A 14363-nucleotide genomic window follows, 5' to 3' on the forward strand; every position below is an offset into this window, starting at 1 on the left:
GCTACGCCGCACAAGAGCGAACCGAAGGGCACTGCCGAGCTGGCCCAAAAGCCGGCGCCGTCAGAACGGCGACTTCACCAGTTCCCAGGTGGGGCTATTAATCGCCATATCAATATCCCTGGCGAAAATAGGGAACCCCTTGTACCCGTGGTACGGCCCGGAATAGTCCCAGCTGTGCATCTGGCGGAAGGGGAGCCCCATCTTCTGGAAAACATACTTCTCCTTGATGCCGGAGGCGACCAGGTCGGGCTTCAGCACGTGAGCGAACTGCTCCATCTCCAGCTCGGAGGCATCATCGTAGACCACGGTAGCATCGGGCATCTCCGGGGCGGTTCGCTCATAGTCGTCGGTGTGGGCGAACTCGTAGCCGGAGCCGACACAGATCATTCCGAGATCCTCGTAGGCGCCGATGGTGTGGCGCGGGCGCAGCCCCCCCACATACAGCATCACCTTCTTCCCTTCCAGCCGGGGACGGACTTCGTCGATCACCGCCTGCATCTGGGGGTCGTACTTGGCGATGACCGCCTCCACCTTCTCCTTGATGGTGTCGTCGAACAGCTCGGCCAGCTTGCGGAGACTCTCCCTGATCTTGGTGGGGCCGAAGAAGTTCAGCTCAATCCAGGGGATACCGTACTTTTCCTCCATCACCTTGCACATGTAGTTCATGGAGCGGTAGCAGTGGATGACGTTGAGCCGCACCTGGTGGGTGGCGGCGATCTTCTCCATCTCGCCGTCGCCAGTCCAGACCGCCTTGACGTTGAAGCCGCACTCCTCCAGCAGGGGCTTCGTGGACCAGGCGTCGCCGCCGATGTTGTACTCGCCGATGAGGGCGATGTCATAGGGCCCTACGGGTTCGGCGAACTCCCGGGTCTCGATGATGTAGTCCCGGATGGTGTCGTTGGAGATATGGTGCCCCAGGGACTGGGAGACACCCCGGAACCCTTCGCAGTTGCACGGGATGATCGGGATGTCCAGCTCCTTGGCGCTGGTCTTGGCCACGGCGTTGATGTCGTCGCCGATGAGGCCAACCGGGCATTCGGAGAGGACCGAGATCCCCTTTGCCAAGGGAAAGAGCTCCTTGGTCTCCTTGAGCAGCACCTTCAGCTTCTTGTCGCCACCGTAGACGATGTCCTTCTCCTGAAAGTCGGAGGTGAACTGCATGCCGAACTGGTCGACCCCCAGTTTGCCGGTCATCAGGTTGCGCCGAGTTCCCCAGGAGTACCAGCCGCAGCCGACCGGACCGTGGGAGACGTGGACCATGTCGCGGATCGGCCCCCAGACAACCCCCTTTGCGCCGGCATAGGCGCAGCCGCGGGCGCTCATGACGCCGGGAACGGTCTTCTTGTTGGATTTGACGCAGGCGCTGCAGTTCGCCTGATCGTTGGGGGCCAGGTGGGGCGCCCGCTTCTTCCGCCCCTTTTCCGGATAGGCCTCTAGGACCTTGTCGATCATCTCCTGGGTCGACTCTTTTGTTATCCCGTCAACTTTTCTGATTGCTTTTGACATAAAAGCTCCTTGAAGGGCACAGCAAGCAGCGCCCCTACATATAATTGGTTAAACCTACTGGCGAACGATTTCGAGGTCAGGTCGGCGGCTTCCAAGGAAGAGCGCGGAGGCGTGGCAGCGCCACGTCGCACAATTTCACTTGTGAAATTGGACCGCGAAGGCGCCCCGCAGGGGGCGGCCGTCAGGCCGAGTCACAAGCGATGACGCAGGAAACGTCGAGATGGCCCGAAAGCGTTCGTCATTTAGCCGCGGCTTCGGCAACCCCCACGATCGACTCATCCTCCGCTTCCATGATGCCGAACTCCATGAGCAGATCTTCCAGCTCCTCCATCTCCAGCGGGTTCGGCACCACCAGCATCTTGTTGTCGAGGATCTTCTTGGCCAGGGTCCGATACTCATTCGCCTGCGGATGCTCGGGAGAGTACTCGATGACGGTCATACGCCGCAGTTCCGCGCGTTGTACCTGATTATCGCGGGGGACGAAGTGGATCATCTGGGTACCAAGCTTCTTGGCCAGGGCCTCGATCAGGTCGTACTCCCGGTCGGTCTTGCGGGCGTTGCAGATGAGGCCGCCAAGGCGAACTTTGCCGGAGGAGGCATACTTGAGAATACCCTTGGCGATGTTGTTGGCGGCGTACATGGCCATCATCTCGCCGGAACAGACGATGTAGATTTCTTCCGCCTTGTTCTCGCGGATCGGCATGGCGAAGCCGCCGCAGACGACGTCGCCGAGAACGTCGTAGAAGACGAAGTCCAGGTCATCGGTGTAGGCGCCGTTCTCTTCCAGGAAGTTGATGGCGGTGATGACACCGCGGCCGGCGCAGCCTACCCCCGGCTCGGGACCGCCGGACTCGACACACTTCACGTCGCCGAAGCCGACTTTCAAAATGTCGTCCAGCTCCAGGTCTTCAACCGTTCCCAGCTCCCGCACCTTGTCCATAACCGTGGCCTGGGCCTTGGCGTGGAGGATGAGGCGGGTGGAATCCGCCTTCGGGTCGCAGCCGACGATCATCACCTTCTTCCCCAACGAAGCGAGCCCCGCCACCGTGTTCTGGGTTGTGGTGGACTTGCCGATGCCGCCTTTGCCGTAAATTGCGATCTGTCTCATGATGTTTCTCCTTTCGCCTTGGTCCCGCCGCTTTCGCGCGTCTTGCACGCCGGCTTCCTCGTCGGAATCCTCGTCGTAGCGCTGCTACGCCTGCGGTTCCTCCTCCTCGCCGTCGCACAATCCATCACGAAATCGACGGGACTGAGCCTCTAATGGTTTGCGGGGCAACAAAAAAGGCGCCCCAATGGTGATATTGGTGGCGCCCTTGCCTGCGTTCAGCAGCGAATACTCCGGCGTATTCTCGTTATTGATTTTGAAAACAGATAAAGCACTGACCGTGCCAAAAGCCAAAACACTGTAATTACTGAACGTTACCTCGTTACCCTCTTAACGCCACGCCTCTTTCCTGTTCACATGCTCAAGAAATAACCATCGCAAAAGCAAGGAATCCCCTCCGAGGACAAGCCATCGACTCCATGGCAATGGATGCAGAGGGACCGGTATCATCCTGGCGCTAAGGGGCGGAGTATTCCCTTCTTGCAGCTGCCTCATTTTTTTGCGATAGTTGCCCAATTATTTTTCACCAATGCTCATTTTCTAGGCAAGGAGGCAACATGCCCAGGCGCGACGACGTCAAGAAGGTCCTCATCATCGGTTCCGGTCCCATCATCATCGGGCAGGCCTGCGAGTTCGACTACTCCGGCACCCAGGCCTGCAAGGCCCTGCGCAAGCTTGGCTACCGGATCGTGCTGGTGAACTCCAACCCCGCCACCATCATGACCGACCCCGCCATGGCCGACGCCACCTATATCGAACCCCTCAATGTGGATACCCTGACCGAGATCATCCGCAAGGAGCGCCCCGATGCCCTCCTTCCCAACCTGGGAGGGCAGACCGGCCTCAACCTCTCGTCGGCCCTGGCTCAAGCCGGGGTGCTGGACCAGTACGGGGTACGGGTCATCGGCGTCAACCTCGATGCCATCAAACGGGGAGAGGACCGGGAGACCTTCAAGGAGACCATGACACGCCTCGGGATCGAGACCGCCCGCAGCGAGATTGCCACAACCATGGAAGAGGCCCTGAAAGTGGTAGCCCGCATTGGGTTGCCGGTGGTGATCCGCCCCGCCTACACCATGGGGGGGACCGGCGGCGGCTTTGCCTACAACATGGAGGAGTTCCGGACCATTGCCGCCCGCGGCCTCGCCGCCAGTCCGGTGAGCCAGATCCTCGTGGAGGAGTCGGTTCTCGGGTGGGAGGAACTGGAACTGGAGGTGGTGCGGGACGCCAGGAGCCAGAAAATCACTGTATGCTTCATCGAAAACGTGGACGCCATGGGGGTCCACACCGGCGACTCCTACTGCACGGCCCCGATGCTTACCATCTCTCCTGAACTCCAGGCCCGGCTCCAGGATTACGCCTACCGCATCGTCGACGCCATCGAGGTGATCGGCGGCACCAACGTCCAATTCGCCCATGACCCCAAAACCGGCCGGGTGGTGGTCATCGAGATCAACCCCCGCACCTCCCGCTCCTCGGCCCTGGCGTCCAAGGCCACCGGCTTCCCCATCGCCATGGTCTCGTCGCTCCTTGCCGCAGGGCTAACCCTGGACGAGATCCCGTACTGGCGCGACGGCTCCCTGGAGAAGTACACCCCGAGCGGCGACTACGTGGTGGTTAAGTTCGCCCGCTGGGCTTTCGAGAAGTTCAAGGGGGTCGAGGACAAGCTCGGCACCCAGATGCGGGCCGTGGGCGAGGTCATGAGTATCGGCAAGAACTACAAGGAGGCGCTCCAGAAGGCGATCCGCTCCTTGGAGATCGGCCGGTACGGCCTCGGCTTTGCCCGGGACTTCAACGCCACGCCCCTGCCGAAGCTCCTGGAGATGCTGGAGGAACCCTCCAGCGAGCGCCAGTTCATCCTCTACGAGGCGCTGCGCAAGGGGGCCGACCTGGACCACCTCCACCGGCTGACCCACATCAAGCTCTGGTTCCTGCAGCAGATGAAGGAGCTGGTGGAACTGGAGGAGCAAATTCTCCGGCACCGGGGAGCCCTCCCCCCCGACGACCTGCTGCTCCGGGCCAAACGAGACGGCTTTGCGGACCGCTACCTGGCAAAGCTGCTTGAGGTGCCTGAGGCAAGGGTCCGTGAAAAGCGGCTGGCCTTGGGGCTTGCCGAGGCGTGGGAGGCGGTACCGGTGAGCGGGGTGGAAAACGCCGCCTACTACTTCTCCACCTACAATGCGCCGGACACGGTGCCGGTCAGCGACCGGAAGAAGATCATGGTGCTGGGGGGCGGCCCCAACCGGATCGGCCAGGGAATCGAGTTCGACTACTGCTGCGTCCACACCGCCTTTGCCCTGCGGGAGGCCGGCTACGAGACCATCATGGTCAACTGCAACCCGGAGACGGTCTCCACCGACTACGACACCTCGGACAAACTCTACTTCGAGCCCCTCACCGTGGAGGACGTCCTCTCCATCTATGCCAAGGAGAAGCCCGAGGGGGTGGTGGTCCAGTTCGGGGGGCAGACCCCCCTCAACATCGCCGCCGAACTGGAGGCGGCTGGGGTCCGGATCATCGGCACCACGCCGGAAACCATTGACCTGGCCGAGGACCGGCAGCGCTTCGCCGCGGTCATGCGAGACCTGCGGATCCCTCAGCCCGAATCGGGGATGGCAAGCACCCTGGATGAGGCCCTGGCGGTGGCGGCCCGCATCGGCTACCCCCTCATGGTGCGCCCCTCCTACGTCCTGGGGGGGAGGGCCATGGAGGTGGTCCACGACGAGGAGATGCTCCGGGAGTACGTGGCCAAAGCGGTGGATGTCTCGCCGGAGCGTCCGATCCTCATCGACCGGTTCCTGGAGAACGCCATCGAGGCCGAGGCCGACGCCATCAGCGACGGGACCGACGCCTTCGTGCCGGCGGTCATGGAGCACATCGAGCTGGCCGGGGTCCACTCGGGGGACTCGGCCTGCGTCATCCCACCGGTGAGCATCCCCGAGAAGCACATCGCCACCATCGATGAATACACCCGCAGGATCGCCGTGGCCATGGGGGTCGTGGGGCTCATGAACATCCAGTACGCCATCGCCGACGACACCGTCTACATCCTGGAGGCGAACCCCCGGGCGAGCCGCACCGTGCCCCTGGTCTCCAAGGTCTGCAACATCCCCATGCCCCGCATCGCTGTGCAGGTCATGCTCGGGGCAAAGCTGAAGGAGATGGGGCTCGCCCGCCGCGCCTTCCCCCACTTCGGGGTCAAGGAGGCGGTCTTCCCCTTCCCCATGTTCCCCGAGGTGGACCCGGTGCTCGGCCCGGAGATGCGCTCCACCGGCGAGGTGCTGGGGCTTGCGGGGAACTACGGCCTCGCCTTCTACAAGGCCCAGGAAGGGGCCAACGCCCAGCTTCCCGTCTCCGGCTCGATCCTCTTCACCATTGCCGACCGGGACAAGGACGAGGCCCTGAAGGCGGCGCGCCGCTTTGCCGACCTGGGCTTCACCATCCGGGCCACGGAAGGGACCTGCCGGTTCCTGGCCGGCCACGGCATCGCCGCGACCCCGGTCACCAAGCTCCACGAGGGGCGCCCCAACCTGGTGGACGCCATCAAGAACCGGGAAATCCACCTGGTGGTCAACACCCCGGCCGGGAAGCAGAGCGCCCATGACGACTCCTACATCCGCAAAGCAGCCATCGCCAACAAGATCCCCCACATCACCACCGTCGCAGCAGCCGTAGCCGCCGCAGAGGGGATCGCGGCCCGCCGCAATGGCAAGGAGCCGGTCATGAGCCTGCAGGAGTACCATGCCGGCATCCGCTAGGGGAACAGTCCCCCGATGAATGCATGATGCACAAATGGCCCGCCGGGATTGACCGGCGGGCCATTTGTGCATCGGGAAAAAGTCATCCCGCCCTTCTTATGTATGCGGCGGTCCGATGTTCAACGCAAGCCAGTAGACCCCCAACTGCCGTACCGATTTGCTGAATTCTTCGAAATTCACCGGTTTTCCGATGTAGCTGTTGGCCCCCAACCGGTAGCTGTCCACCCGATCCCGGTCCTCGTCGGACGTAGTGAGGACCACGACCGGGAGGAGTTGGGTCCGGGCATCGGAGCGAATCCGCTTCAAAACGTCCAGGCCGCTGAGTTTGGGGAGATTGAGGTCCAGCAGCACCAATTCCGGCATATTCGTAGTGTCACGGCCGGCATAGGCACCGGTGCCGAACAGGAAATCCAACGCCTCGGCTCCGTCGCGGGCCACCACAATCTCATTGAGCAGGTTGTTCATCTTGAGCGCCCGGATTGTCAGGGCCTCGTCGTCGGAATTGTCCTCCACCAGCAGAATCATCTTTTCACTCACGATGCCTGTCCTCCAACGGTGAAATAGAAAACTGCCCCTTCCCCTTCTGTCCCCTCCGCCCAGATCCGCCCTCCGTGGCGCAGTATGATCCGCTGCACCGAGGCGAGGCCGATGCCTGTCCCCTCGAACTCGTCAGCCCGGTGCAACCGCTGGAACGGCGTAAACAGCTTGTCCGCATACTCCATATTGAAGCCGGCGCCGTTGTCCTTGACAAAGAAAGCCGGTCCCTCGCCGGTAGTCATTGAGCCGAACTCGATTCGGGCTGCGGGATTATTTCGGGAATATTTCCAGGCATTGTCGATCATGTTTTGCATGACCGAATGCATCAGGGTTGGATCCGCCTCCACTTCAGGGACATCATGCACGACAAATTCGACAGTTCTATCCGGCTCGCGCTGCGTATACTCCTCTGCAATCTGCCGCGTCATCTCGCCAAGGCTTACCGTTTTGGGGCAGATCTCGCACCGGGTTATGCGGGAGAGCCGCAGCATCTCGTCAATCAATTTCCCCATCCTGAGGCAGCCATTCCGGACCCGGTTGAGATAATCCTTCCCCTCATCGTTCAGCTTGTCGCCGTAATCCTGCACCAGGGCCAGGCTGAAACCGTCGATACCGCGCAACGGTGCCCGCAGGTCGTGGGAAACCGAATAGGCAAAGGCGTCGAGCTCCCTGTTGGCGACGGCAAGCTGCTCCGTCCGTTCCGCTACGCGCTCTTCGAGTTGAGCGTTGAGATGTTGCAGGTCCAATGCCGCTTGCAGCCGTTCTGCCGACAGTGCCTTGAAGGTACTGATCAGTTCCGCCACTTCCGAGCTTTTCGGGTTAATGGCGCGTGCTTTCAGATCGTCCAACTCGCCATAGGAGCTGAGGGCGCTGACAAGATCATCCACCTCCCGGGTGGTCCGGCGCGCCACCACATGGGCCAGCCATAGTCCCAGCACGATTGCGGCCCCTCCGACCAGGACAATCGAGGTCAGCAGAGGGGCCATTTTCCGGTCGATTTCCCGACGATTGAGCCCCAGGTGGAGAACGGTCCCGGATTCGTCCACCCGTTTCGCGATGTCGTAGACAACCTCTCCCTCCAATCCCTGAAACTCCCAGACCGCTGGGAGTCCGGTGGCCGGCACCCTTTCCAGCAATGCAGTCGGCACCCCTTTGGCAAAGGTTGAGATGTACGGTTCCTTCTTCCTGGCGATAAATGCATAAAGCAGGACCGTACTCTTCTCGATTTCGCTGTCCAGCTGCTCCTTGAGGGCTATCCGGTCATCCCAGAGGATCAGTCGCTCCACAGCATCCGCAAGCACCTCCGACCTGGTCTTCCAGGTCTGGAGGGTCAACTGGCGATGACGGTCCAGAACAAAATACGCAAAAAAACCGCTGATGAGCAGAATCATCATCGTCAGAAGCCCGGCGATTCTTATGAAGATAATCTTTTTGAGGTGCATGGACCCAGCCTAACGGCCTTTCTCCTTTTCCAGCCAGCGACTCATCTCGCGGACCGTGTCATAGGCCTTGTCGTCACCCTCCGCAAACCGGTCGATCTGGAGCTTGGCGAGCAGCTCCGCCGACTCTTTATGTTCATGGAGCGTGAGTAAGACCTGTTTCAGCTTTTTTTTCGTGGCCGGGTCCATGGCCGGGTGCACAACGATGGGAGGGATGCCGTAGGGGGAGGATTTCTCGATAATTCTTGTCCGTGAGGTAACATTCGGGTCGATGGTGTTCATGAACTCCCAGATCAGGGAATCCACTGCGGCGCCGTCAGCCTGCCCATTGGCAACCGCCTTGATGGAATTGTCGTGGCTGTTGCTGAAAAAATGATCACCAAAAAATGAATCCGGGGTTTCACCCCGTTTTGCCAGCATATAGGTCGGCACCATACTGCCGGTATTGGAATCCGGGTCGGTGAAGGCGAATTTCTTGCCGCGCAAATCGTTTAACGATGTGTAGCTGCTGTTACGGTTGGCAATGATGTAGGAATGGTAGACCTTAACCCCGTGTACCACCGGAACGGCCAGTATCTCCATGCCGAACTGCTCATGCCCCTGGACATAGGGGCCGGCGCAGACAAAGGCGGCGTCAACCTCCTTGTTCATCACCATGGTATTTACTTCCGCGTATGTCCGCCGTTGGGAGAAGACCGCACGGCGCCCCATCCGGTCGGCCACCAGCCGCAGTAACTCTTCGTAGTACTGCCTGGTGGTTTCGGGGGAGATCATGGCGGCAACGGCAATATGGAGGGGCGGCCGAGTGTCCTTAACCTGCGTTCCAGCAGCATCAGGGGTAACCTTTGCCATGTCGACGCGGGGCCTGTCGTTGTTGCAGGCGGCAAGGAGCAGCACCAGGGGCAAAAGCAGCAAAGACCGGCGTAATGAAACTATTATCTGCCCAACGATTGCGAGTCCGGCAAACACTCTCTGCAGAACAAGCGAGTTCATCCGCACCTCTTAGACGTACTCGACCCCGTTACTTATCGTTCAATAATAAACCGCTTTTCACGTATCGCAACCCACCCTGCGCAACAAATGGGCACTGTCGCTTTCCATCCCGCAAACAACGAAGGCGCCGGCAAACGCCGACGCCCTCTTATCGTCCCCGGATATGTCTCTTCCGCAACGGATGGTTCTACGATTCCGTAAGCAGGATCGCCTCGGCGATCTGCCGCATGCTCTTGCGCTTATCCATGGCCAGCTTCTGCATCCTGCGGAACGCCTCGGGTTCCGAAAGCCCCTGGTTCCGCATCAGGACCCCCTTGGCCTTCTCGATGACCTTGCGGCTCTCCAGGGTTTCCCTAAGGTCCTCCACCTCTTCCTTGAGGGTTTCCACCTCGTCGGCATGGGCACAGGCAAGTTCAATGGCGGGCCAGAGGTCCTGCTCCCGGAAAGGCTTGGCCAGAAAGCCGCCGATGCCGCTCTCCTTGGCCCGCCTGACCGTATCAGGGTCACAACAGGCCGTCAGGAGGATAATCGGGATCTTCAGCCGCTGCCGAATTTCCCGGGCCGCCGTGATCCCGTCTTTCTTGGGCATCGAGACATCGAGAATAACGATGTCGGGCATGGTGGACAGCGCCGTCGCCACCGCCTGCTCCCCGTCCCCGCACTCCCGGATTTCATCGAAACCCAACTCCTTGAGCTTATTTTTTAGGCTCATCCTGATAATCGGCTCATCATCGCACACGAGAACACTTCTCAATGAAATCACCACCTTATTGATGTTTTTACCTGCAATTTTCTCCATACCCCTTGGCTTTCAGCATAAACCGTTCCAAGGGAGGGGCTGGCGTTCCCTTCCGCCATCCTTTACAATGCCCACCACGGTGCCACAATAGATGCTGACGCGCCCACGGGCGCCGCACCGTTCCGGAGGATCATCCATGAAGAAGAAGGTAGCCCTGATCGCCATCCTGCTTCTGGCCGTCGCGGCCATTGCCTGGTTCGTTACCCGCCGCACGGGGAATGACGGCAGTACCGTTGCCGTTTCGGGAACCATCGAGGTGACCGAGGTGGAGGTGAGCTTCAAGATTCCTGGACGGGTACGGGAGCGGCTCGTTGACGAGGGTGAGCTGGTGAAGGCGGGACAGGTGGTGGCACGGCTCGACGATGATGACCTGCGCCTGGAAGTGGCTCAGCGGGAGCGGGACGCGGAAGCCGTGGCGGCAAACCTGCGGGAACTGGAGACCGGTTTCAGGAAGGAGGACATCGCCCGGGCCGACGCCGCCGTGAACAGGGTCAAGGCCGAGACCGACCGCCTCAAGGCCGATTTCGCCCGGCAGGAGGCCCTGTTCCGGCGCGAGGTCATCTCCCGCCGTGATTACGATGCCGCCAAGGCCGCCTCCGAGTCGTCCCAGGCGGCTCTCCGCGAGGCCATGGCCCAGCAGGCGCTCATGCACCGGGGTCCCCGGAAGGAACAGATCGACGCGGCCCGGGCGCGCCTCGGCCAGACACGGGAGGCGCTGGAGCTTGCCCGCACCCGCCTCGGCTACACCACCCTCGCCGCCCCCATGGCGGGGCTCGTGCTGGCCAAGCACGTGGAGCCGGGGGAACAGGTGGCCGCCGGCACTCCCATCATCAGTGTGGGCGATATGCCTAACACCTGGATGCGGGCCTACATCGCCGAGACCGACCTGGGGCGGGTGAAGGTGGGGCAGAAAGCCCGGGTGAAGAGCGACACCTGGCCCGATCGCCGCTACGAGGGGACCGTCACCTTTATCTCACCGGAGGCGGAATTCACCCCCAAGAGCGTGCAGACGGAGAAGGAGCGGGTGAAGCTCGTCTACCGGATCAAGATCACCATCCCGAACCCCGCCATGGAGCTGAAACCGGGGATGCCGGTGGACGCGGAGATAGAGACAAGGAGCCAGTAAACGGAAGTCAGAATTCAGGAGAAACGACATCAGGTTTTTCCCTCCTGCCTCCTGCATTCTGACTTCTGAATTCTTCCCCTATGGACGCCATAACCACCGACAATCTCACCAAACGCTTCGGCAACCTGACCGCCGTGGACGGACTCACCCTCTCCGTGGCGCCGGGGGAGCTCTTCGGCCTCGTGGGCTCCGACGGCGCCGGCAAGACCACCACCATGCGGATGCTGACCGGCATCATGGACCCCACGGAGGGGTCGGCCCGGGTCATGGGGCGCCACACGGTGCGGGAGGCTGAGCCCCTCAAGGAGGAGATCGGCTACATGAGCCAGCGGTTCGGCCTCTATCCGGACCTGACCGTGCTGGAAAACCTCCACTTCTACGCCGACATCTATGGACTCCCCCGGCGGGGGCGCGACGAGAAAATCGGCCTCCTCCTCTCCTTCAGCAACCTGACCCCCTTCGGCAAGCGGCTCGCCGGCAACCTCTCCGGTGGCATGAAGCAGAAGCTGGGGCTTGCCTGCGCCCTCATCCATACCCCCAAGGTCCTCTTCCTGGACGAGCCCACCAACGGGGTCGACCCGGTCTCCCGCCGGGACTTCTGGCGCATCCTCTACCAACTCCTGCGGGAAGGGGTGACGGTTTTCGTGGCCACCGCCTACCTGGACGAGGCGGACCGGTGCAATCGCGTGGGGCTCATCCACCGGGGCAAACTCCTAGCCTGCGACACCCCCGACAACCTCCGGGGGCTCATGGACGGCACCATCCTCGAAGTGAGGACCCCTGACCCGAGACGGGCCGCCCTGCTTCTAAGGGAGCGCCTGGAGGGAGAATCGGTGGGAATCTTCGGCGACCGGCTCCACGTGGTCACGCGGGATGCGGAGGAGACAGGCCGTGCCATCAAGGCGATCATGGAGGGGGCGGGGGTGACGGTCCAGAGCATCCGCCCCGTCGAGCCGAGCCTTGAGGATGTGCTGGTATCGGTGCTTTCCGGGGAGGCAACCCGATGAGCGACCTGGCCGTCACCCTCCGCGACCTGGAAAAGCGCTTCGGCGACTTCGTTGCCGTGAACCGGGTAAGCCTCGACGTGAAGCGGGGCGAGATCTTCGGCTTCCTGGGCCCCAACGGCGCGGGGAAATCCACCACCATCCGGATGCTCTGCGGCATCCTCCAGCCCACCGCCGGGAGCGGCACCGTGGCCGGCTTCGACATCGTCCGCCAGCCCGAGGAGATCAAGAAGAACATCGGCTACATGAGCCAGAAGTTCTCCCTCTACGAGGACCTGACCGTGGAGGAGAACATCGATTTCTACAGCGGCATCTACCGGATTCCCGACGCCAAAAAGAAGGATCGCAAGGAGTGGGTCATCCGGATGGCGGGGCTCACGGAGCACCGGGCCTCCAAGACCGCAATCCTCTCCGGCGGCTGGAAGCAGCGGCTGGCCTTGGGATGCGCCGTTCTCCACGAGCCCCCCATCATCTTCCTGGACGAACCCACCTCCGGCGTAGACCCCATCAGCCGCCGCAACTTCTGGGACCTGATCTACCACCTGGCCGGCGGGGGGGTCACCGTCTTCGTCACCACCCACTACATGGACGAGGCCGAATACTGCGACCGCCTGGCCCTCATCTACCGGGGGGAACTCATCGCCCTGGGAACCCCGGCGGAGCTGAAGACCCGCTTCATGGAGGAGGAGATCGTGGAGGTGCGCTGCAGCCGTCCCCAGGATGCCATGGAGATCATCGAGGCCATCCCCGGCATCGGGCACGCCGCCCTCTTCGGACGGACGCTCCATGTGGTGGCCCAACGGGCCGACGAGTCGATCCCGGCCATCCGGGAGTCGCTTGCCGCCGGAGGCTTCACCGTGGACGGCATCGAGCGGATCGTCCCCTCCCTGGAGGATGTCTTCGTCTCCCTCATCGAGGCCAGGGACCGGGAGACCACTCCCCAGCAGGAGTTCAGCCGATGAAGCTCCAGCGCGTGGCGGCCGTGGCCCGCAAGGAATTCATCCACGTCTTTCGGGACCCCCGGAGCCTCGGCATGGGGATCGCGATTCCGATGTTGCTGCTCTTCCTCTTCGGCTACGCGCTCACCCTGGACGTGGACCGAGTGCCGCTCATGGTCTGGGACCAGAGCGCCACCCCCGAGAGCCGGGACTTCATCAGCCGCTTCGCCGGCTCCCGTTACTTCACCCTGGCTGGGCGCGTCGGCACCTACCGGGAAATCGAGATTGCCATCGACCGGCGCGACGTCCTCATGGCCCTGGTGATCCCCACCGATTTCGCCCGCAAGCTCCGGACAGGTGCACAGGCGCCGGTGCAACTGATCCTGGACGGAAGCGACTCCAACACTGCCACCATCGCCCTGGGGTATGCCGAGGCCGCGACCTCTGCCTGGTCCCGGGACGTCATCCTTGAGCAGAGCCGGCGCTTCGGCCCTGTTCCCGCCGCCGGCATCGTGGATGTACGCCCCCGGGTCTGGTTCAACACCGACATGGTCTCCCGCAACTACATCTTCCCGGGGCTCATCGCGGTCATCATGATGGTCATCGCCGCGCTCCTCACCTCCCTCACGGTGGCCCGTGAGTGGGAAACCGGCACCATGGAACAGCTCATCACCACTCCGCTCCGAGGGGCGGAGCTCATCGCCGGCAAGCTCATCCCCTACTTCGCCATCGGCATCCTCGACCTGGTCCTCTCGGTCCTGGTGGGGGATTTCTTCTTTGACATCCCGTTGCGGGGGAGCCTCTGGCTCCTGTTCGCCATGTCGCTCATCTTTCTCACCTGCGCCCTCGCCTTCGGGCTCCTCATCAGCATCGTCACCAAGAACCAGCGGCTCGCCTCCCAGATCGCCATGGTGACCACCATGCTCCCGGCGTTCCTCCTCTCCGGCTTCATCTTTCCCATCGAGAACATGCCTCCCCCCATCCAGGCGGTGACCCACATCATCACGGCCCGCTACTTCGTCACCATCCTGCGTGATATCTATCTAAAGGGAGTGGGGCTCGGCGTGCTGGCACCGGAGGCGGCGTTCCTGGCGGTCTTCGGGGTGGTGGTCCTGGCCCTGGCGGTGAAAAAATTCCGGAAGAAGGTGGAGTGAGGCG

At 62.1% G+C, this 14363-nt stretch carries 11 protein-coding genes; 5 read left to right on the plus strand and 6 right to left on the minus strand.

Translation table 11 applies throughout. The features are described 5' to 3' along the window. Positions 1 to 60 precede the first annotated feature (60 nt). Together nifD and nifH are read right to left on the minus strand one after the other, a co-directional pair. A complete protein-coding gene (gene nifD / locus KI811_RS03225; protein ID WP_214185044.1) occupies positions 61 to 1506 on the minus strand; it encodes a nitrogenase molybdenum-iron protein alpha chain in 1446 nt (481 codons plus the stop codon). Between the two features lie 238 nt (positions 1507 to 1744). Then, positions 1745 to 2614 carry a nitrogenase iron protein gene (gene nifH, locus KI811_RS03230; protein ID WP_214185045.1) on the minus strand — a complete coding sequence of 290 codons (870 nt, stop codon included), beginning with the start codon at positions 2612 to 2614 and terminating at the stop codon, positions 1745 to 1747. Positions 2615 to 3168: 554 nt separating this feature from the next. Between nifH and carB the strand changes: the two genes are divergently transcribed. Next, positions 3169 to 6369 carry a carbamoyl-phosphate synthase large subunit gene (gene carB, locus KI811_RS03235; protein ID WP_214185046.1) on the plus strand — a complete coding sequence of 1067 codons (3201 nt, stop codon included), beginning with the start codon at positions 3169 to 3171 and terminating at the stop codon, positions 6367 to 6369. A gap of 96 nt (positions 6370 to 6465) precedes the next feature. Here the strand turns inward: carB and KI811_RS03240 are convergent, their stop codons facing one another. From KI811_RS03240 to KI811_RS03255, 4 genes are all read right to left on the minus strand, one after another. Beyond that, entirely contained in the window at positions 6466 to 6906 is a 441-nt protein-coding gene (locus tag KI811_RS03240; RefSeq protein ID WP_281875353.1) for a response regulator, read from the minus strand. Beyond that, positions 6903 to 8348, minus strand: coding sequence for a sensor histidine kinase (locus tag KI811_RS03245; protein ID WP_214185047.1), 1446 nt, complete (start codon positions 8346 to 8348; stop codon positions 6903 to 6905). The genes KI811_RS03240 and KI811_RS03245 overlap by 4 nt, the downstream gene beginning before the upstream one ends. Before the next feature lie 9 nt (positions 8349 to 8357). Next, complete coding sequence (locus KI811_RS03250; RefSeq protein WP_214185048.1) at positions 8358 to 9338, minus strand: substrate-binding domain-containing protein; 981 nt, start codon at positions 9336 to 9338, stop codon at positions 8358 to 8360. A gap of 187 nt (positions 9339 to 9525) precedes the next feature. Further along, positions 9526 to 10092: an ANTAR domain-containing response regulator gene (locus tag KI811_RS03255; RefSeq protein WP_214185049.1), complete on the minus strand. Its 567-nt coding sequence runs from the start codon at positions 10090 to 10092 to the stop codon at positions 9526 to 9528. Positions 10093 to 10273: 181 nt separating this feature from the next. Between KI811_RS03255 and KI811_RS03260 the strand changes: the two genes are divergently transcribed. From KI811_RS03260 to KI811_RS03275, 4 genes are all read left to right on the plus strand, one after another. Continuing rightward, the gene (locus KI811_RS03260; RefSeq protein ID WP_214185050.1) at positions 10274 to 11263 is read left to right on the plus strand and encodes an HlyD family secretion protein; all 990 of its coding nucleotides are present in this window, start codon (positions 10274 to 10276) and stop codon (positions 11261 to 11263) included. Positions 11264 to 11343: 80 nt separating this feature from the next. Further along, entirely contained in the window at positions 11344 to 12270 is a 927-nt protein-coding gene (locus KI811_RS03265; RefSeq protein WP_214185051.1) for an ABC transporter ATP-binding protein, read from the plus strand. Beyond that, on the plus strand, positions 12267 to 13229 hold the full coding sequence (locus KI811_RS03270; RefSeq protein ID WP_214185052.1) for an ABC transporter ATP-binding protein: 963 nt from the start codon (positions 12267 to 12269) through the stop codon (positions 13227 to 13229). Before KI811_RS03265 ends, KI811_RS03270 begins: the two co-directional genes overlap by 4 nt. Next, complete coding sequence (locus KI811_RS03275; protein WP_214185053.1) at positions 13226 to 14359, plus strand: ABC transporter permease; 1134 nt, start codon at positions 13226 to 13228, stop codon at positions 14357 to 14359. Before KI811_RS03270 ends, KI811_RS03275 begins: the two co-directional genes overlap by 4 nt. Positions 14360 to 14363: the final 4 nt, after the last annotated feature.

Origin of the sequence: Geobacter hydrogenophilus (assembly GCF_018501225.1) — a bacterium.
GTDB classification, from domain to species: Bacteria; Desulfobacterota; Desulfuromonadia; order Geobacterales; family Geobacteraceae; genus Geobacter; species Geobacter hydrogenophilus.